Annotated in this window: 15 protein-coding genes; 9 read left to right on the plus strand and 6 right to left on the minus strand. The window is 63.2% G+C overall.

Annotated elements, in window-relative coordinates:
- Nucleotides 1–21: 21 nt before the first annotated feature.
- A complete protein-coding gene (locus AC2FM5_RS11885) occupies nucleotides 22–696 on the minus strand; it encodes a TetR/AcrR family transcriptional regulator (RefSeq protein ID WP_222457158.1) in 675 nt (224 codons plus the stop codon).
- A gap of 64 nt (nucleotides 697–760) precedes the next feature.
- On the opposite strand from AC2FM5_RS11885, the gene AC2FM5_RS11890 reads away from it, so the two are divergent.
- The 6 genes from AC2FM5_RS11890 to AC2FM5_RS11915 all read left to right on the plus strand — a co-directional run bounded on the left by AC2FM5_RS11890 (nucleotide 761) and on the right by AC2FM5_RS11915 (nucleotide 8,834).
- On the plus strand, nucleotides 761–2,077 hold the full coding sequence (locus AC2FM5_RS11890; protein WP_496735739.1) for a flavin-containing monooxygenase: 1,317 nt from the start codon (nucleotides 761–763) through the stop codon (nucleotides 2,075–2,077).
- Nucleotides 2,074–2,976, plus strand: a complete 903-nt coding sequence (locus AC2FM5_RS11895) for a bile acid:sodium symporter family protein (protein ID WP_170443686.1) — start codon at nucleotides 2,074–2,076, stop codon at nucleotides 2,974–2,976. The genes AC2FM5_RS11890 and AC2FM5_RS11895 overlap by 4 nt, the downstream gene beginning before the upstream one ends.
- Entirely contained in the window at nucleotides 2,973–3,905 is a 933-nt protein-coding gene (locus AC2FM5_RS11900) for an SDR family oxidoreductase (RefSeq protein WP_496735741.1), read from the plus strand. The genes AC2FM5_RS11895 and AC2FM5_RS11900 overlap by 4 nt, the downstream gene beginning before the upstream one ends.
- Nucleotides 3,902–4,660, plus strand: a complete 759-nt coding sequence (locus tag AC2FM5_RS11905) for an SDR family NAD(P)-dependent oxidoreductase (RefSeq protein ID WP_170443690.1) — start codon at nucleotides 3,902–3,904, stop codon at nucleotides 4,658–4,660. The genes AC2FM5_RS11900 and AC2FM5_RS11905 overlap by 4 nt, the downstream gene beginning before the upstream one ends.
- Nucleotides 4,661–4,793: 133 nt before the next feature.
- Nucleotides 4,794–5,666: an NAD(P)-dependent oxidoreductase gene (locus AC2FM5_RS11910; RefSeq protein ID WP_496735742.1), complete on the plus strand. Its 873-nt coding sequence runs from the start codon at nucleotides 4,794–4,796 to the stop codon at nucleotides 5,664–5,666.
- Between the two features lie 102 nt (nucleotides 5,667–5,768).
- Nucleotides 5,769–8,834, plus strand: a complete 3,066-nt coding sequence (locus tag AC2FM5_RS11915) for an aminotransferase class III-fold pyridoxal phosphate-dependent enzyme (protein WP_496735743.1) — start codon at nucleotides 5,769–5,771, stop codon at nucleotides 8,832–8,834.
- 43 nt (nucleotides 8,835–8,877) lie between these two features.
- Here AC2FM5_RS11915 and AC2FM5_RS11920 read toward each other — a convergent pair whose 3' ends face one another.
- Nucleotides 8,878–9,354: a hypothetical protein gene (locus AC2FM5_RS11920; protein ID WP_496735745.1), complete on the minus strand. Its 477-nt coding sequence runs from the start codon at nucleotides 9,352–9,354 to the stop codon at nucleotides 8,878–8,880.
- A complete protein-coding gene (gene hemP / locus AC2FM5_RS11925; protein ID WP_005978533.1) occupies nucleotides 9,351–9,518 on the minus strand; it encodes a hemin uptake protein HemP in 168 nt (55 codons plus the stop codon). Before hemP ends, AC2FM5_RS11920 begins: the two co-directional genes overlap by 4 nt.
- 220 nt (nucleotides 9,519–9,738) lie before the next feature.
- Here hemP and gph point away from each other — a divergent pair, with 220 nt between their 5' ends.
- Complete coding sequence (gph, locus tag AC2FM5_RS11930) at nucleotides 9,739–10,413, plus strand: phosphoglycolate phosphatase (protein ID WP_496735747.1); 675 nt, start codon at nucleotides 9,739–9,741, stop codon at nucleotides 10,411–10,413.
- A gap of 221 nt (nucleotides 10,414–10,634) precedes the next feature.
- Here gph and AC2FM5_RS11935 read toward each other — a convergent pair whose 3' ends face one another.
- Both AC2FM5_RS11935 and AC2FM5_RS11940 read right to left on the minus strand, forming a co-directional pair.
- Nucleotides 10,635–11,882 (minus strand): acetate/propionate family kinase, encoded by a 1,248-nt coding sequence (locus AC2FM5_RS11935; protein WP_496735749.1) that lies wholly within the window; start codon nucleotides 11,880–11,882, stop codon nucleotides 10,635–10,637.
- Nucleotides 11,879–13,267 carry a bifunctional enoyl-CoA hydratase/phosphate acetyltransferase gene (locus tag AC2FM5_RS11940; protein WP_496735751.1) on the minus strand — a complete coding sequence of 463 codons (1,389 nt, stop codon included), beginning with the start codon at nucleotides 13,265–13,267 and terminating at the stop codon, nucleotides 11,879–11,881. Before AC2FM5_RS11940 ends, AC2FM5_RS11935 begins: the two co-directional genes overlap by 4 nt.
- A 386-nt stretch (nucleotides 13,268–13,653) precedes the next feature.
- On the opposite strand from AC2FM5_RS11940, the gene AC2FM5_RS11945 reads away from it, so the two are divergent.
- Nucleotides 13,654–14,856 (plus strand): Aq_097 family APC-type transporter, encoded by a 1,203-nt coding sequence (locus AC2FM5_RS11945; protein ID WP_254439013.1) that lies wholly within the window; start codon nucleotides 13,654–13,656, stop codon nucleotides 14,854–14,856.
- A 44-nt stretch (nucleotides 14,857–14,900) separates the two neighbouring features.
- Here AC2FM5_RS11945 and AC2FM5_RS11950 read toward each other — a convergent pair whose 3' ends face one another.
- Complete coding sequence (locus AC2FM5_RS11950; protein WP_496735755.1) at nucleotides 14,901–16,496, minus strand: GMC family oxidoreductase; 1,596 nt, start codon at nucleotides 16,494–16,496, stop codon at nucleotides 14,901–14,903.
- Nucleotides 16,497–16,604: 108 nt separating this feature from the next.
- Between AC2FM5_RS11950 and AC2FM5_RS11955 the strand changes: the two genes are divergently transcribed.
- On the plus strand, nucleotides 16,605–17,843 hold the full coding sequence (locus AC2FM5_RS11955) for a TRAP transporter substrate-binding protein (protein ID WP_093962894.1): 1,239 nt from the start codon (nucleotides 16,605–16,607) through the stop codon (nucleotides 17,841–17,843).
- Nucleotides 17,844–17,975: the final 132 nt, after the last annotated feature.

Consider the following 17,975-nt stretch of genomic DNA (forward strand, 5'->3'; position numbering starts at 1 on the left):
GCGTCTCGGGCACCGCCCGCGCTATCGACTGAGCCGAGCGCGGCCCGAGTGCACCATTGCCTCGATCCCCGCGGCGCAGAATTCGACCAATTGGTCGATCCCGGACAGATCGCCCCCCTGTGACAGTGCCTGCACCCGCCAGGCGCTGTTGAGATGCGCCAGCATCGCCGAGACCGAATAGACCTGGCCAGTGGCCAAAAGCGCCGGGTCGGCCTGCGGATACAGTGCGGCGATCTCACGGATGAAGAGCTGAGCGGTGGGGTCGAAACACTCGGCCGCAATATGGCGCCAGCGCGGATCGACCGACACATGCGCCACCAGCCGCCCGTAGGCCATCCAGCCCGGGCCGCCGGATTCGGCAAGACTGACATAGGGGCGGATGAAACAGTCCAAAATACCTCGCAGGGTCAGCGGGCCTTGCGCACGCTGATCCTCCAGCGCCTGCATCCGGATCCGGGCAAGCTCGTCGGCTCGGCGTGCGACGGTCTGGAAGAACAGCTCTTCCTTGCCGCCGCCATGGTGGTGGACCAAACCCACCTGCACCCCGGCGCGCGTGGCGATGTCGCGGATCGAGGCGCCCTCGAATCCCCGTTCGGCAAACAGCGCCTCGGCCGCGTCCAAAATCCGCGCCTTGGTTTCCAGCGACCGGGCCGACGGCGCCCTTTGCCTTTGTTTTTCAATGTATTTCGCGCTCATGTTTTTCATCTTGCCTTATTTTGGACGATCGTTCAAGTTAAGCGCCACGAGCAGGGGAGGGTTCATGACACAAGCGCGCAAGGCATATGCCTTGATCGGCGCAGGTCCGATGGGGCTGGCGGCGGCCAAGGTGCTGAAGGAACAGGGCATCCCGTTCCAGGGGTTCGAGCTGCATTCCGATGTGGGCGGGTTGTGGGATATCGATGCGCCACGGTCGACCATGTACGAATCCGCGCATCTGATCTCATCCAAGTCGATGACCGAATTTGCCGATTTCCCGATGGGCGACGACGTGGCCGAATACCCCTCGCACCGGCAGATGCGCGACTATTTTCGGGCCTTTGCCGATCATTTCGGACTGCGCGATCACTACAGGTTCAATGCCGAGGTGATCGACGCGTCGCCGCTGCGTGCGCCGGGCGATGGTTGGCGGCTGACCTGGCGGGACGACCAGGGAACGCATAGCGGTGAGTTTGCCGGGGTGCTGATCGCGAACGGTACCCTGTCGGAGCCCAACATGCCCGATTTTCCCGGCAAGTTCGACGGCGAGTTGATCCACGCCTCGCAGTACCGCTATCCCAGCCAGTTCGACGGCAAGCGGGTGCTGGTCGTGGGCGCGGGCAATTCCGGGTGCGACATTGCGGTGGACGCCATCCATCACGCCGCGCAGTGCGACCTTTCGATGCGGCGGGGATACTATTTCGTGCCGAAATACGTCTTTGGCAAACCCGCCGACACGCTGGGCGGGATGATCCGCCTGCCCATGTGGCTAAAGCGCCGGATCGACGGGATGATCCTGCGCTGGTTCGTGGGCGACCCGCAGAAATACGGCTTTCCCAAGCCTGACTACAAACTGTACGAAAGCCACCCGGTGGTGAATTCGCTGGTCCTGTACCACGCAGGCCACGGCGACCTGCGCATTCGCCCCGATATCGACCGGATCGAGGGCGGCACCGTTCACTTCAAGGACGGCAGCGCCAGCGACTATGACATGATCCTGGCCGCGACCGGGTACAAGCTGCATTACCCGTTCATCGACCCCAACCTGCTGAACTGGCAGGGCGACGCGCCGCATCTGTACCTGAACGCCATGCATCCCGAACGCGACGACCTGTTCGTGCTGGGCATGATCGAGGCCACCGGGCTGGGCTGGCAAGGTCGCCACGAGCAGGCCGAAATGGTGGCGCGCTATATCAAGGGTCTTCAGTCCGGCTGCCCCGTGGCCGCGGCGCTGAAGGCGGAAAAACAAGAAGACTATCAGCGCGCCACCGGAGGCATGCAGTACCTGAACCTGCCCCGCATGGCCTATTACGTCGACAAGGCGACCTATCGCAAGGCGGTGACGGATTGGATCGCGCGGTTCCGGAAAGCCCGCGCATGACCGGCATCGACGAGATCACGCTGAATTTCAGCCCCGGCTCGCTGACCCTGCTGAACGCGATTCTGGCGATCGTGATGTTCTCGATCGCCATCGACCTGTCGCCACGCGACTTCGACCGGCTGCGGCGCGCGCCCAAGCCAGTGGTGGTGGGACTGGCCTCGCAATTCCTGGTGCTGCCGGCGCTGACCTTCCTGCTGGTCTGGCTGACCGAGCCGCGCCCGTCGATCGCCTTGGGGCTGATCCTGGTCGCGGCCTGCCCGGGGGGCAACATCTCGAATTTCATCACCCATCGGGCGGGCGGAAACGCGGCGCTTTCGGTGTCGATGACCGCCTTCGCCACCATCGGGGCCATCGTGATGACCCCGTTCAACATCGCGCTGTGGGGCGGGCTGTATCCGCCGACCCGCGCCATTCTGCAGCAGACCCAGATCGACCCGGTGCAAATCGCCATCATCGTCGGGCTGATGCTGATCCTGCCGCTGGTTCTGGGGGTGACCCTGAACCAGAAGCGCCCCGCCCTGACGGCGCGGCTGCGCGGGCCGCTGCAGATCCTGTCCATGGCCATTTTCGTGGCTTTCATCGTGCTCGCCCTGGCGGCCAACTGGAGTTTCTTCCTAGGCTACGCCGGGGCGGTCGCCGGGCTTGTGATCCTTCACAACGCACTGGCACTGGGGGGCGGTTGGGTTGTGGCCACTCTGACCCGGCTGTCCCCCTTTGACCGGCGTGCAATCACGATCGAGACCGGCATCCAGAATTCGGGCCTTGGACTGGTGCTGATCTTCGCCTTTTTCAACGGCTTGGGCGGCATGGCCGTGGTGGCCGCCTTCTGGGGGATCTGGCATGCCATCTCGGGGCTGGCTCTGGCGCAGTTGATGGCCCGGACCGAGGCTGCCCGATGACCCGCATTCTGATCACCGGCGCTGCGGGGCTGGTCGGCCGCGCCCTGCTGAACGAGCTGAGCGACCATGAGGTGTTTGCCACCGACCTGCGCCGCCCGGACATGCTGCCGGACGAGGTTCCGTTTCTACGCATGGATGTCACCACGGGCGACCCGGCCCGGGTGATCGCCAAGGTGAAGCCCGAGGTGGTCGTGCATCTGGCCTCGATCGTCACGCCTCCGCCCGGCATGTCGCGGGCCGAGGCCCATGCGGTGGATGTGGGGGGCACGCGCAAGGTGGTCGATGCCGCGCTGGCCCATGGCGTGCGGCGGCTGGTCGTCACCTCGTCGGGAGCGGCCTATGGCTATCACGCGGACAACCCGGTGCCGCTGCGCGAAACCGATCCGGTGCGCGGCAACCCCGAGTTTCCCTATTCCGACCACAAGCGGCAGGTCGAGGAATTGCTGGCCGAGGCCCGAACCGCCGCGCCGCAGCTGGAGCAGGTGGTGCTGCGGGTGGGCACGGTGCTGGGCGACGGCACCGACAACCAGATCACCGCCCTGTTCCGCAAACCCCGCCTGCTGGCGGTGGCGGGCAGCGACAGCCCCTTCGTGTTCATCTGGACCCGCGATCTGGCCCGCATCCTGAAACGCGCAGCCACCGATGGGCCGCCCGGGGTGTACAACGTGGCCGGGGACGGCGCGCTGGGCGTCGACGATCTGGCTCGCGCGCTGGACAAACCCGTGCTGCGCCTGCCGGCGTGGGCGCTCAAGGCGGCGCTGGCCGTGGCCCGCCCTCTGGGCCTGTCGCGCTATGGACCTGAACAGGTGCGGTTCCTGCAATACCGACCGGTTCTGGACAATACGGCGCTGAAGACCGTGTTCGGCTATGTCCCGCAGAAGACCAGCGCCGAGGTGTTCGACCTTTGGAAAAGGAGTGTGGGCCTATGAAAACCGCAGTGATCTCGGGCGGGGCCGGCGGGCTGGGTCAGGCGCTCTCGGCCGCGCTGCAAGAGCGTGGATGGCGCGTGGTCCTGCTGGATCTGAAGGTGGATGGGGTGCAGGACACCGCTACGCAGATGGCGATTGCCTGCGATCTGACCGATCCGGCGCAACTGGCGCGCGCCGTGAACGATACGCTTGCGCATTGCGGCAGCATCGACCTGGTCATCTACAACGCCGGGATCACCCAGATCTGCGGGTTCGATCAGTCCGACGACGCCAGCCACCGCAAGGTGTTCGAGATCAACTATTTTTCGGCCGTCTCGATGGCCCGCGCCTTTCTGCCCGCGCTGCGCCGGTCGCGAGGTGCGCATCTGGCGATCTCGTCGGTGGCGGGATTTGCGCCGCTGTATCACCGCACGGCCTATGCGGCCTCGAAACACGCGCTGGAAGGTTTCTTCAAATCGCTGCGGTCCGAAGAACGCCCCCATGGCGTGCGGGTGCATATCGCGGCGCCATCATTCGTGGCGACCAACCCGGGCCGGGCTGATCGGCAGCCGGATGGCACCGCACGCCCCGGATCTGCCAGCGACGGCATGGACGAGATGACCCCCGAGGCGGCCGCCCGCGTGATCCTGCAAGGGATGGATCGCGGGCGGCCCGTCATCCCGGTGGGCCGGGTGGCGCGGCTGGCGTGGTGGCTGAACCGGCTGGCCCCACGCCTGTACCAACGCCTAATGGAGCGCAATATCAGCGGCGCGTGACGCACGGCCATTATTTGCGGCCTGTCTCCCGGTGCGGGGTTGCCCTTTGGCCGCGGCTTTGCTTTGTCTCTGGCAAGCATTCCGGCCATTGGGCGTTTCATGTCCCGGACCGGTCACAGGGAGGATCTCGAAAATGGCGAAAGTTGCATTCCTTGGCCTGGGCGTCATGGGCTATCCGATGGCCGGGCATCTGCAGGCGGCCGGGCATGACGTGACCGTCTACAACCGCACCGCGGCCAAGGCGGAGAAATGGGTGTCGCAGCATGGTGGCCAGATGGCGACCACGCCGCGCGGTGCCGCCGAGGGGGCCGAGTTCGTGATGGCCTGCGTCGGCAACGACGACGATCTGCGCATGGTCTGCACCGGCGAGGACGGCGCGTTCGGCGGCATGGCGGAAGGCTCGGTTTTCGTTGACCACACCACCGTTTCGGCCAAGGTCACGCGTGAGCTGTACGCGGCCGCCAAGGCGCGCGGGATCTCTTTTGTCGATGCGCCGATCTCGGGCGGTCAGGCCGGGGCCGAGAACGGGGTTCTGTCGATCATGTGCGGCGGCGATCAGGCCGCCTATGACCGGGCCGAGCCGGTGATGCAGGTCTATGCCAAAATCTGCCGCCGCATCGGAGACAGCGGCGCGGGCCAGATGACCAAGATGTGTAACCAGATCGCCATCGCAGGGCTGGTTCAGGGCCTGAGCGAAGCGCTGCATTTCGCCGAGAAGGCCGGGCTGGACGGGCGCGCGGTGGTCGAGGTGATCAGCCAGGGGGCCGCCGGCAGCTGGCAGATGTCGAACCGGTACGAGACCATGCTGGACGACCATTTCGACCACGGCTTTGCGGTGGGCTGGATGCGCAAGGACCTGGGTATCTGTTTGGACACGGCGGACGAGACCGGGGCATCGCTGCCGGTGACCGCGCTGGTCGATCAGTTCTACAAGGATGTGCAGAAGATGGGCGGTGACCGCTGGGACACTTCGTCGTTGATCAAGCGCCTGCGGGCGATGGGGTAAGGCCGGGGGCTTTCTGCCCCCATCGCGCCAAGGCGCGATTCCCCCCGAGGATATTTTTGGCCAGATGAAGAGGGCCCCGGCGCGCACGGGGCGGATGTTTGAATGAATGATGTCAGTGCTTTTTGGGCGGCCGCGCTGCGGCGGGTCTGGGGGCTGGACGCCCGGCTGTCGCGACTGGATGGCGAATATGACCTGAATTTCCTGGTGCAGGCCACCAATGGGCAGGACTACGTTCTGAAGGTCATGCGGGCCGGGTGCGACCCGCAATTGGTGGATCTGCAGATCAAGGCGTTGGAGCATATCGCGGCCGAGGCCCCCGGGCTGCCGTTTCCCAAGGTGATCCCCGGGCTGGACGGCGGTTTGCTGCAGCAGATCGATGACGACGCGGGGCGGCCGCGGCTGGCGTGGCTGTTGGAGCGGCTGCCGGGCCGGTGCTATGCCAAGGCGGCGCCGAAATCCGAGGACCTGATCCTGAAACTGGGCCGGGTCTTGGGAGCAACCGATCGGGCGCTGGAGCGGTTTTCGCATCCCGGCTTGCGCAGGCCGGAGTTCAAATGGGACCTGACCCAGGCCGGCTGGATCGCTGACAAGCTGGATGCGGTTTCCGACCTGGATCGTGCGGCCCTTCTGCGCGAGATCTGTGCGCAGTTCGATGCCGTCTCGGGCATGCTGGCCGAGCTGCCCCGGCAGGCCATCCACAACGACGTGAATGACTACAACATCCTGGTCGAAGGAGAGCTGTCGGAGCGCCGGCAGGTTTCGGGCCTGATCGACTTGGGCGACATGTGCGCCGGGCCGCGGGTGTGTGAACTGGCGATCGCCGGGGCGTATGTGGTGCTGGATCACCCCCGCCCTGAACGGGCACTGGCCGCGCTGGTGCGGGGCTATCACGCCGCAAACCAGCTGCACCCGCAGGAAGTGGACCTGATCTGGCCTCTGCTGCGGATGCGGCTGGCGGTGTCGGTCGTCAACTCCACGCTGATGGCCGCAGAAAACACGGACGACCCGTATGTGACCATCAGCCAGGCACCGGCCTGGCGGTTTCTCGAGGATCGTTCGGTCAATGGCGAGCTGATGTCGGCACGGCTGCGAGCCGCCTGCGGTCTGCCCGTCACCGACGGGGCCGAGCGCATTCACGCATACCTGGCAGAGCATCGCGGTCAGTTTGCGCAGCTGTTGGGACAGGATCTGTCGGAGATTCAGATGGGTTCGCTGTCGGTCGAAAACTCGACCTGGCCGCAGAACCCGTTTCACATGCCGCTGGACGAGGCGGCGCGGTTGGGCGCGGAATTCGGCGACGGGTTGTGGCTGGGCTATTACAACGAACCGCGCCTGATCTATGCCGAGCCTGCCTTCCGCAAAGGTCCGTGGAAGGCGTCGGACCGGCGCACGGTGCATCTGGCGGTGGATGTGTTCGCGCCGGCGGGGACGCCCTTGCTGGCGCCGCTGAGCGGGCGGGTCGAGGCGGTCGAGAACCGGGCGAACCATCTGGACTATGGCGGCGTGGTGATCCTGCACCACGAAACCCCCGAGGGTGACGCGTTCTATACGCTGTACGGGCATCTGGACCCCGAGGTCTGTGACCGGCTGAAACCCGGAGACCCTGTGGCGCAGGGGGCGGCATTCGCCCGGCTGGGCGATGCCGGCCAGAACGGCGGCTGGGCGCCGCATGTGCATATCCAGCTGGCCCTGACCACGGCGGGCATGCAGGCCGACTGGCCGGGCGTCGCCGACCCGGACGAGCTGGACCTGTGGCATGCGGTCTGCCCGAACCCGGCGGCCCTGCTGAACCTGCAGGACGAGAAGGTCTTTTATCGCCCAACCGACAAGGCCGAAATCCTGAACAAACGGCGGGCGCATTTCGGCGGCAACCTGAGCCTGACCTATGACGACCCGGTGATGCTGGTGCGCGGCTGGAAACATCACCTGTTCGACGAATGGGGGCGGCCCTATCTGGACGCCTACAACAACGTGCCGCATGTGGGGCACGCGCATCCGCGCATTCAGGCCGTGGCGGCGGATCAGTTGAAGCGGATGAACTCCAACACCCGCTATCTGCACCCCGCGCAGGTGGAATTTGCCGACAAGCTGCTGTCGAAACTGCCCGATCACCTGCAGGTGTGCTTCTTCGTCAACTCGGGCACCGAGGCCAACGAGCTGGCCCTGCGCCTGGCGCGGGCGCATAGCGGGGCCAAGGGCATGGTGACGCCCGATCACGGCTATCACGGCAACACCAATGCGGCGGTGGCCATTTCCGCCTACAAGTTCAACAAGCCCGGCGGCGTGGGCCAGGCCGATTGGGTCGAACTGGTCGAGGTGGCCGACGATTATCGCGGCCAGTTCAAACGTGACGACCCCGACCGCGCGCAGAAATATGCCGACCTGGTCGACGACGCGATTGCCGCTCTGCAGCGCAAGGGGCACGGGGTCGCGGGGTTCATCGCCGAGACCTTCCCTTCGGTCGGGGGTCAGATCATCCCGCCAAAAGGCTATCTGCCAGCGGTTTACGAAAAGATCCGCGCCGCCGGCGGCGTCTGCATCGCCGACGAGGTGCAGACGGGCCTGGGCCGGCTGGGCGAGTACTATTTCGGCTTCGAACATCAGGGCGCGTCCCCTGATATCGTGGTTCTGGGCAAACCCATCGGCAACGGCCACCCCCTGGGCGTGCTGGTCACCACGCGCGATATCGCCGACAGTTTCGACAACGGGATCGAGTTCTTCTCGACCTTCGGCGGCTCGACCCTGTCCTGCCGGATCGGCAAAGAGGTGCTGGACATCGTCGATGACGAGGGCCTGCAGGAGAATGCCCGCGTGATGGGCGCACGGCTGATGGATGGTCTGCGCGCGATCGAAGCCGAGTTCGCGTGCGTGGGCGACGTGCGGGGGATGGGCCTGTTTCTTGGGGTCGAACTGATCAACCCCGACGGCTCGGAAGGCACCGAGATCTGCCGGTACGTCAAGAACCGGATGCGGGACCACCGCATCCTGATCGGCAGCGAGGGGCCGAAGGACAACATCCTGAAGATCCGCCCACCTTTGACCATCGAGGCCGAAGATGTGGACATGATCCTGTGGGCGCTGCGGTCTGTGTTGGCCGAGGTGGGCGACTATGCCCCTGCCCCGGTGTGCGACCACAGCCATCACCATGACGGGTGCGGCTGCTGCTGAGAAACGCCCCGGCCGAATTCGGCCAGGGCACTGAACCGCGCTGTCAGTGCAGCACGGCCGAGGGGGTCTGATGGCCGGTGGTCGCCAGGGGCCCGGCGGAGGTCATGCGCCGCAGGGCCAGCCCGAACTCTTCGGACAGTGACGCCAGCGCGGGCGCGAAATCGGGGCGTACGATCAAGGCGGCCAGCATCATCGCATCCTCGCGCGCCCCTTCCGAGGCCGCGGCGATCATCTGCGCGAAACAGCTTTCGTCCGCGCCCAGACAGGCGCAGCCCAGCCCGTGCCGGATCAAGGGGCGGCGGGCGTGATGGGCGCACAGGCTGCACAGACGATCCAGCGCCAGCATGGCCAGCTGCCCATGATCGGCGCCCAGCGCGATGTCGAAGTCATGTGCGGCGTCGGCACGGCCGGCGGCCCCGTCACTCCACATCCGCAGGTACATGACGGCGCCAGCCTCGATCGGGGTCAGATCGGCCAGCCGTCCGACCGGGGCGCCGCCCCGGGTCGATGCGCCGCTCATTTTGTCAGGATCAATTTACCCGCGCGGGTGATGCGCAGGGTATACAGCTGGTCGCCCAGTTCGATATGGGCCAGGTTGCCGCCCTGCGTCAGGTCCTCGGCCTTGTGGGCCGGCAGCATCGAAACGGCATAGGCTTGGGTCGGATTCGGGTTCTGCGCGTTCATCGGGTCATCTCCGGTTGTGTTCAGGCAAAGCGCCTTTTCCGTTCAACTTTCATGGATCTGGCTGGCCCGGAACCGGGTTGGCTGCGTGTCTCCATGCTTAATCTGATAAAAATACTAAGGTATGTCAAGTGCCGGTTTCCTGCTATTCGCACACCGAACCATTGCGCCCTTGCGGCAGGCCCGTTAGGCCGGGTCTCGGCACTTAGAGACGGGAGCGGAGATGACGGCGGCAATCGTGTTTGATCTGGATGGCACGCTGGTGGACAGCCTGGCCGACATTGCGGCAGCAACGAACCGGATGCTGGCCGATCAGGGCTATGCGCCCCTGCCCGAAGAAACGATCCGGGGATTCGTCGGCAATGGTCTGCCAAAACTGGTTGAGCGCGTGATCCTCCACTGCGGACTGAGCATTGAGCGCCATTCCGAACTGACACAGGTCACGCTGAACCATTACAGCCAGGCATCAAGTGCGATCACCAGGCCTTATCCAGGTGTCAAAGACGCTCTGCGACGACTGCGGGCTGCAAATATCGCGCTAGGGGTCTGCACCAACAAACCGGAAGCGCCCGCGCAGCATATCCTTGAGGTTCTGGAGCTGGCGCAGTTCTTCGACGTGGTGATCGGCGGAGATACAGTGAAATCCCGCAAACCCGACCCCGCCCACCTGACCGCCACGTTCGAGGCACTGGGCACAAACGACGCGCGGGTCTTTGTGGGCGACAGCGAAGTGGACGCAGAAACCGCCCAACGTGCCCAAGTCCCATTTATTCTGTATTCGGAAGGGTATCGAAAGTCGCCGGTCTCGGAACTTCCCCATTTGGCCAGCTTCGACGACTTTGCGCGCCTCCCTGACCTGGCAATGCGCATCACGGGCTTATCTGGTACCGGGCTCTAAGGCTTTGGCTGTCAAGGGATTCAACTTTTTTGGGGGTTTTTGAGGGGCCGGCTGAGGGGGTAGGTAGCCAGCCCCTCTTCGGGGAAAGTGGTAGGCCAAGTTTGACCTTGGTTAATCAGACAATAGCCCAGCCCACCTATGCCCGAAATTGGGGGTTTCCCGTAGAGAGCCATTTTTTCGAAAAATTCGCCGAAAATCCTTCGCTGACGTCCAGCGCCTGATCACTCAGGCCCCGAACCATCGGCCGGGGGCGGCGAGGCTGGGCTCGCTTTGTCCAATAGCGTCTCGTACATGTGCGGATAGACGAAGCGAGCAGCCGCACGGGCGATCACCAGTTCCTCGTTGGTGGGGATGACCATGACCTGAACCCGGGACAGCGGTGTCGAGATAATCCGGGCGTGGTCCGTATTGGCATCATGGTCCAGTTCAATCCCCAACCACCCCATATTGACGCAAATCCTTTCGCGCACCAGCGCAGAATTCTCGCCGATCCCACCCGTGAACACCACCGCATCCAGCCCGCCCAGCACAGCCGCAAGGGCACCGAGTTCACGCCGCGCACGGAAATTGAAATAGCTGATGGCCCGGCGCGCGCTGCCGCTGTCGGACTTTTCCAGAGTTCGCATGTCGCTGGACAGACCGGACAGACCCAGCAGACCGGATTTGCGATACAGAAGTTCGGTGATCTCATCCACGCTCATGCCCTTCTGGTCCATGAGGTAGAGGACGACACCGGGATCCAACTGGCCGCATCGGGTTCCCATAGGCAGACCGTCTATGGCCGAGAACCCCATGCTGGACCCGACCGAGCGGCCGTGGATCATACCGCACATCGACGCGCCGTTGCCCAGATGCGCCACGATGACCCGGCCGCCATGCAGCAGCGGCGCGGTCTTGGCCAGATGGCCCGAGATGTATTCGTAGCTGAGGCCGTGAAACCCATAACGGCGAACGCCCTTGTCATAATACTCGGTCGGCAAGGCAAACGTATCGTTGACCCAAGGGTGACTGCGATGAAAGGCGGTGTCGAAACAGGCAACCTGCACCGCATCGGGGAACCGCTCGACCGAGGCACGAACGCCGCTGAGGTTATAAGGTTGATGCAATGGTGCGAAGGGCGAGAGTTTGTCCAGCGCCGCAAGGCTTTCCGGCGTCAGCAAGATCGGTTGATCGTGGTCAGGACCACCATGAACGATGCGGTGGCCGACGGCTGCAATATTGGCCGCGGGAAATTGCTGGATGATCAGGTCCAGAACATGGTTCAGGGCCTCGTGATGATCGGCAATCCCGTCTGCCACATCACCGCCCAACGTGCGGCCATCCGACGTTTTGGCGCGGATGGTCGCGCCAGCGGCGCTGATGCGGTCCACGATTCCGGTGCAGATTGCAACCGGGTCATCGGATGGCAACGAAAACAGCCCGAACTTCAGAGACGACGAGCCTGCGTTCAGCGTGATGACATGGCTCATGACCGCCCCCCGGCAATGCGGGCGGCGTGCAGGGCAGCCACGGCGCAGGATGCCAAACGCGCCTTGTCGTCATCCGCGCGGCTGTTCAGGATGATCGGCACCTTCGCCCCCAGAACCACCCCTGCCGCTTCGGCGTTGGCGATATATGTCAGCTGTTTGGCCAGCATGTTGCCCGCATCCAGGTTCGGAACCACAAGTATGTCGGCCTGTCCGGCCACTGGCGAGACGATCCCCTTGATCCGTGCTGCGGCCATGCTGACCGCATTGTCCATGGCCAGCGGACCGTCGACCAAGCCTCCTATGATCTGGCCCCGTTCAGCCATTTTGGACAGCAACGCCGCGTCGATCGAGGACCGAATGGCCGGGTTCACCGTCTCGACCGCCGACAGAACGCCGACCTTGGGCGTTTCCATCCCGATCGAGATCGCCAGATCAATCGCGTTCTGGGTAATGTCGATCTTGGTTTGCAGATCGGGCTCGATATTGATCGCGGCGTCGGTCACCAGCAGCGGATGCGGTTGCCCGGGCACGTCCATGACGAAAACATGGGTAAAGCGCCGGCCCGCGCGCAATCCCTGATCCTTCCGCAATGCGGCCCTCAGCAGATCATCGGTGTGCAGATGCCCCTTCATCAGCGCCCCGGCCCGGCCTTCGACCACAAGGTCGACGGCGATGCGGGCGGCTTCGCTGTGCTCTTCCGCGGCGACAATTTCGAAACCATCCAGCTTTTCGCCCAGTTCCTGCGCCGCCTGCCCGATCAAGTCCGGGCGACCGACAAGTATCGGCTCAATGATCGTTTCCCGCTCAGCCAGGATCGCGCCGCCCAGCGAGTTCGGGTCCTCCGGCGCGACGACGGCGGTCGGGATGGGATCCAGCGGCCGGGATTTCTCCAGCAACGCGTCGAAGTGACGGTGCCGCTGAACGATCAGGCCGGGAACCTCGATTTCGCGGAACGACAGCGCGCGGTCCGGCGCGATTACCACGGCCTTGCCGCTGACGATGACCGCGTCATCCCTGCATCGGGTGACGGTGGTATCCAGGACCACCTCGCGGTTGGCACGCTTTTCGGTGACGACCACACGCGCCAAAAGCTCGTCCCCGGCCATGGCACGGCCCACGAAGTCGAACTGTTGCGATTTGTAGAGCGTCCCGGCCCCGGGAAGGATGTTTCCCAGAACCGCCGAGATCAGCGCGCCCACGAACAGCGATGGCGCTACCGCTTCGGGCCGGTCGTCTCCGTCCCCGTCTTCATGGGCCAGGTGCAGCGGGTTGTGATTGCCCGAATTCGCGGCGAAGGCATAAAAGTCATCCTCGGTGCACAGACGCTTCAGTTCGGCCGTGTCCCCGATGTTGAGCTGATCATAGGGTTTGTTGTGATACTGCATCTGGTTCAACCTGCGAATATTGCGCGCCGAACGCGGCCATACAAGGGCCGAGCGACCGGAGCTGTGTTGCCCGGAACCTGATGGATTACACGCGAAATGTCCAACTCATACCCCAGCACGTCACGTCATTTTGGCGCGCAGGAAGACCTTTCACGAGCGATGCAACAAGACGTTGACAGCCACCCGGTTTTTTTGACGCGCCCGCCATCTGGCTTGGGAAAAGGCGATGGAACGCGGCACAACCAAGCGCCAGAGTTGAACGGGATACCGCTGATTGGTAAATCTGAGCGACCTTGGATGCCGGTACACATACCATGATCGCCCCTCAGCGATTGAACCCCCACCAGCGGCGTCCCGACGAGCACTAGCGAGGCCGAACCGTTCCCTTGACGACCGAGTTGCAGAATACGTTGATCCTGTCCGCGGTCGTGGTGGTCTTGGCCATTCTGGTTTGGCCACGTGTCGCCAATTCCCGGATGTGGAGAGCCTCGATCACCCCGCTGGCGTCGATCATCGGCAGCGGGTTCCTTGTTCTTGGTCCAATCCTGGACGTCAGTTTTGGCGATCTGGCGCCGCTTGCCATGCTGGGCCTCTGCGCCGCGGCCTGGGGGTTTGGAAGCGCAATTCGATACAACATCCGCGACATTGCGCACAGATCCGACCGGGGTGCCGGTATCGAGCGGGCCGAAAGGGTCGCGTCGGCAAGCCTGTCTTTTGCCTACTTCATTTCGGTCGCCTACTACCTGAACCTGTTCGGCTCGTTTGGCGTGAGCTTGACCCAGGTGGATGACGCGTTTCATGCCCGCCTTGTGACCTCGGGCGTGCTTGTGCTGATCCTTTTCGTTGGCTGCACCCGGGGGTTTTCCGCGCTGGAACGGTTGGAGCAGATTTCAGTCGGCCTGAAACTGGCAATCATCGCCGGGCTGCTTGTCGGACTTGCCACGTATTTCGCCGAGCAATACAGCCACGATGCGCTTGTCTTTGACCCGCCGGCCGAGCGCGGCTCGCACGCGTTCATGTTGTTGGCGGGCCTGATCGTAACAGTGCAGGGATTTGAAACCTCGCGTTACCTCGGCCACGCCTATGATGCGGAAACGCGCATTCGCTCCATGCGGTGGGCCCAGTTGATCGCAAGCGCGGTTTACCTGATCTATATCGGCCTGTTGACCTATTCGGTCGAACCGGGCGGCTTGGTTCTGGACGAAACGGCGATCATTGACCTGATGCAGGTCGTCGCCCCGATACTGCCCGTTCTTCTGGTTATTGCGGCCCTGTCGGCCCAGTTCAGCGCCGCTGTCGCGGATACCAGCGGGTCCGGTGGACTGCTGTCCGAGATTTCAGGCGGGCGCGCCTCTGAACGGACCGCCTATACCGTTCTGGTCGGTGTCGGGTTGATACTGACCTGGACATCGAATGTCTTTGAAATCATCAGCTATGCGTCGCGCGCCTTTGCAGCCTATTACGCGCTGCAGGCCGGCATCGCGGCCCGGTCGGCGTCTCAGCACAACCTGCCCTTCCGCGCGTTGGTGTTTGCACTGTTCTGCATTCTTGGCGCAGCAATCGCGGTATTCGGATTGCCCGTCGAATGACGCTCTGACCTTACCCAGCCAATAACTGGCCGACAGACTCTGTGTCAGCCGCGTCCCGCGATCAGATCGCTGGCCTTCTCACCGATCATGATGGCGGGCGCATTGGTGTTTCCGCTGACGATTTCCGGCATGATCGAGCAATCTGCAACGCGCAACCCCTCGATCCCTTTTACCTTCAAATCAGGTCCGACAACGGCCGCGTCGGTCGTACCCATCGCGCAGGTTCCGGTCGGATGATAGATCGACACTGAATTCGAACGCGCCCAGTCCAACGTCCCCTCATAGTCATCACAGGACAGATCCGCCGTCGGTCGGAACTCCTCGGAGATCTTTGAGGCCAACGGATTGTGGCGCGCAATATTGCGAGCGATGTTGACGCCAGCGACGATCGTTCGGCAATCGGTCTCTGTCGACAGATAATTCGGGATGATTTTGACATAGCTGGCGGGGTCCGGTCCATCCAACCGCAACTCTCCACGGCTTTCCGGCCTGAGTTGGCAGACTGACATCGTGAAGGCCGAAAACGGGTGCACGCCTTCACCCGGGCTGTCCGCCGACCAGGGCTGGACGTGAAATTGGATGTCCGGGGTTTGAACATCGGGACGGGTCTTCATGAAACCAGTTGCCAGACTGGCCGCCATGGTCATGGGACCGGCCCGGAACAACGCGTATTTCAGCGCGATGCGGGCCTGGTTGAACAGGCTCCGCACCTCATCGTTCAGGGTCGGCTCGTTGCATTTGAATACCAGACGCGCCTGCAGGTGGTCCTGCAGCCCCTTGCCGACGTTCGGCAAGGCGTGAACAGGTTCGACTCCGTTTGCCTTCAAATGATCGGGGTCACCAATGCCTGACAGCATCAGGATCTGCGGAGAGTTGATTGCCCCCCCGGACAGGATGACCTCGCGCCGGGCCTTCACCGTTTTGGTTTCGCCCGACCGATCGCGGTAAACAACGCCTGTTGCGCGCTTGCCGTCCATGGCAACCCGCGTCACCAGCGCGCGCGTGATGATCGTCAGGTTCTGCCGGTTGCGGATGGTCTTGAGATAGGCGACGGCCGCACTGCAACGACGGCCGTTGCGCGTGGTAAGCTGAAAATACCCGACGCCCTCTTGGTTGGCACCGTTGTAGTCGGGATTGAACGGATAGCCTGCGGCCTGCGCCGCGGCGACCCAGGCATCGCAGATCGGGCGCTGTATGCGCATATTGGAGACGGACAGCGGGCCACCTACGCCGTGATACTCATCCTCTCCACGCTCTTGGTCTTCGCTGCGTTTGAACAGGGGCAAAACATCGTCCCAGCCCCACCCGACGTTTCCCATCTGGCGCCAGCGGTCATAGTCCTCTTTCTGCCCGCGAACATAGAGAAGCCCGTTCAACGAGGACGACCCGCCCAACACTTTTCCGCGCGGCCAATCAATGGAACGCCCATTCAGGCCCGGGTCAGGCTCGGTGCGATAACACCAATCGACCGAGGGGTTGTGCATGGTCTTGAAGTACCCGACCGGGATGTGAATCCACGGGTTGGTGTCCGGTCCGCCCGCCTCGATCAATGCAACTTTGGTTTGGGGATCAGCACTAAGCCGATTGGCGATGACACATCCCGCAGAACCGGCACCGACAATCACATAGTCCACTTCCATGATCGGCTCCTCCCGAAGTTGCTAAAAAAACCCTATGCAAGATGCATGAATTAAGCTAGCATTTTTTGATACAAAACGTCTCAATAATTGCGAAACGGGAGGATAGCAATGGAGATCGGACGAAAGTTAAGTGGCATTTCACGGCGGGACTTTTTCCGCGTTGCCGGACGCTATGGCATGAGTTCCACTCTGCTGGCAGCGGGGGGTTTCGGTGGGGCCATGAGCCTTGCCAATCTCGCGCAGGCGGCTGAATCCACGTATGAAAAACGATTCTCGAAAGAGCCCAAGCATACGCTGAAATTCGGCGCGGCAGGTTTCAACACGCGCAACCTTCTCATCGAACGGGCCGGCGCCATCGAGTTCGCCCGCGACCTCGAAGAGCGCACGGACGGTGAGATTCGCATTGAGTTCATCGGCGACAACCAGATCTGCGGTCAGCTGAGCTGTGTCGAGAAAACCCAGCAGGGAATCGTGGACATTTACGCGGCCTCGACCCAGAACTCGGCCGGTGGCGCACCCTATCTGAACGTGTTGGACTATGCCTACATGTTCCCAAGCCGCGCGGCGCAGTATCATTTCTTCTACAGCCCCGCCAGCCAGCGGATCCTGCGCGAGCCGCTCGAAAAGCGCCACGGGTTGAAGTTCCTGTTCACCCACTGCGAATTGCGCGGGCTGCAGATGGGGTCGACCTTTGCGGACAAGCCCACCGTCACCAAACTGGAAGAGCTGTTTGGCACCAAGAACCGCGTGACCGGCACTCAGCTGGGTCGGATCGCGATGCAGCTGCTGAACCTGAACCCGGTTCCGGTGGCTTGGGAAGAAACGCTGGATGCGCTGAAGACCGGTCTGATCGATGGGGCCGAAACCTGGGCATCGGCGGTGGCCTACGCGAACATGGCACCGGTCGTTTCCCAGTCGGTCAACCTCAAGTTCTTCTGCGGTACCGAACACACGTCGATGTCGGCCAAGGTCTTCGACAGCCTGGGCGGCGAGCTGCAGGATGCGGTCATGGAATCGTCCTACTTCACGCAGGCACTGATCCAGGGTGCAAACGAAGCCGCGCTGCTGAACACGGTCGGCTTCTCGGATCCGCAGCTGCCCAACACGATCTTCGCCGAGAACGGTGTGCGTGCGGCCTTCCTGCCGGACGACCAGATCAAGCTGGCCGAGGAAATGTGTGCCCCGAACTTCAACCCGGAACCCTGGGCAGAATGGCGCGAGCGCCTGAACAAGTGGGCCGGCGGCATCGACACCTATCAGGAGATCTACGACATCGCGCGCGAGATCCCGGCAGACACCCTGCCGGAAAATGTCGAGCCGCGCCGTTGGTGGATGGGCCAAGCCTGATAAACTGATTTGAACCGGCCCCGCGTGGGCCGGTTCAACCGAAGACCGACTGGGAGGACGGGGTTCATGTCATTTTGGGCAGACATCGGCGCGATATTCAGCGCCTTTCTCAGCCAGGATTCCTTTGAAATT

This window comes from Ruegeria sp. BHSA162 (genome assembly GCF_059613385.1).

Bases quoted from the DNA above. Each gene is read 5' to 3' on its own strand.
- AC2FM5_RS11885 (WP_222457158.1), bottom strand. From the start codon at position 696: ATGAGCGCGAAATACATTGAAAAACAAAGGCAAAGGGCGCCGTCGGCC.
- AC2FM5_RS11890 (WP_496735739.1), top strand. From the start codon at position 761: ATGACACAAGCGCGCAAGGCATATGCCTTGATCGGCGCAGGTCCGATG.
- AC2FM5_RS11895 (WP_170443686.1), top strand. From the start codon at position 2,074: ATGACCGGCATCGACGAGATCACGCTGAATTTCAGCCCCGGCTCGCTG.
- AC2FM5_RS11900 (WP_496735741.1), top strand. From the start codon at position 2,973: ATGACCCGCATTCTGATCACCGGCGCTGCGGGGCTGGTCGGCCGCGCC.
- AC2FM5_RS11905 (WP_170443690.1), top strand. From the start codon at position 3,902: ATGAAAACCGCAGTGATCTCGGGCGGGGCCGGCGGGCTGGGTCAGGCG.
- AC2FM5_RS11910 (WP_496735742.1), top strand. From the start codon at position 4,794: ATGGCGAAAGTTGCATTCCTTGGCCTGGGCGTCATGGGCTATCCGATG.
- AC2FM5_RS11915 (WP_496735743.1), top strand. From the start codon at position 5,769: ATGAATGATGTCAGTGCTTTTTGGGCGGCCGCGCTGCGGCGGGTCTGG.
- AC2FM5_RS11920 (WP_496735745.1), bottom strand. From the start codon at position 9,354: ATGAGCGGCGCATCGACCCGGGGCGGCGCCCCGGTCGGACGGCTGGCC.
- hemP (WP_005978533.1), bottom strand. From the start codon at position 9,518: ATGAACGCGCAGAACCCGAATCCGACCCAAGCCTATGCCGTTTCGATG.
- gph (WP_496735747.1), top strand. From the start codon at position 9,739: ATGACGGCGGCAATCGTGTTTGATCTGGATGGCACGCTGGTGGACAGC.
- AC2FM5_RS11935 (WP_496735749.1), bottom strand. From the start codon at position 11,882: ATGAGCCATGTCATCACGCTGAACGCAGGCTCGTCGTCTCTGAAGTTC.
- AC2FM5_RS11940 (WP_496735751.1), bottom strand. From the start codon at position 13,267: ATGCAGTATCACAACAAACCCTATGATCAGCTCAACATCGGGGACACG.
- AC2FM5_RS11950 (WP_496735755.1), bottom strand. From the start codon at position 16,496: ATGGAAGTGGACTATGTGATTGTCGGTGCCGGTTCTGCGGGATGTGTC.
- AC2FM5_RS11955 (WP_093962894.1), top strand. From the start codon at position 16,605: ATGGAGATCGGACGAAAGTTAAGTGGCATTTCACGGCGGGACTTTTTC.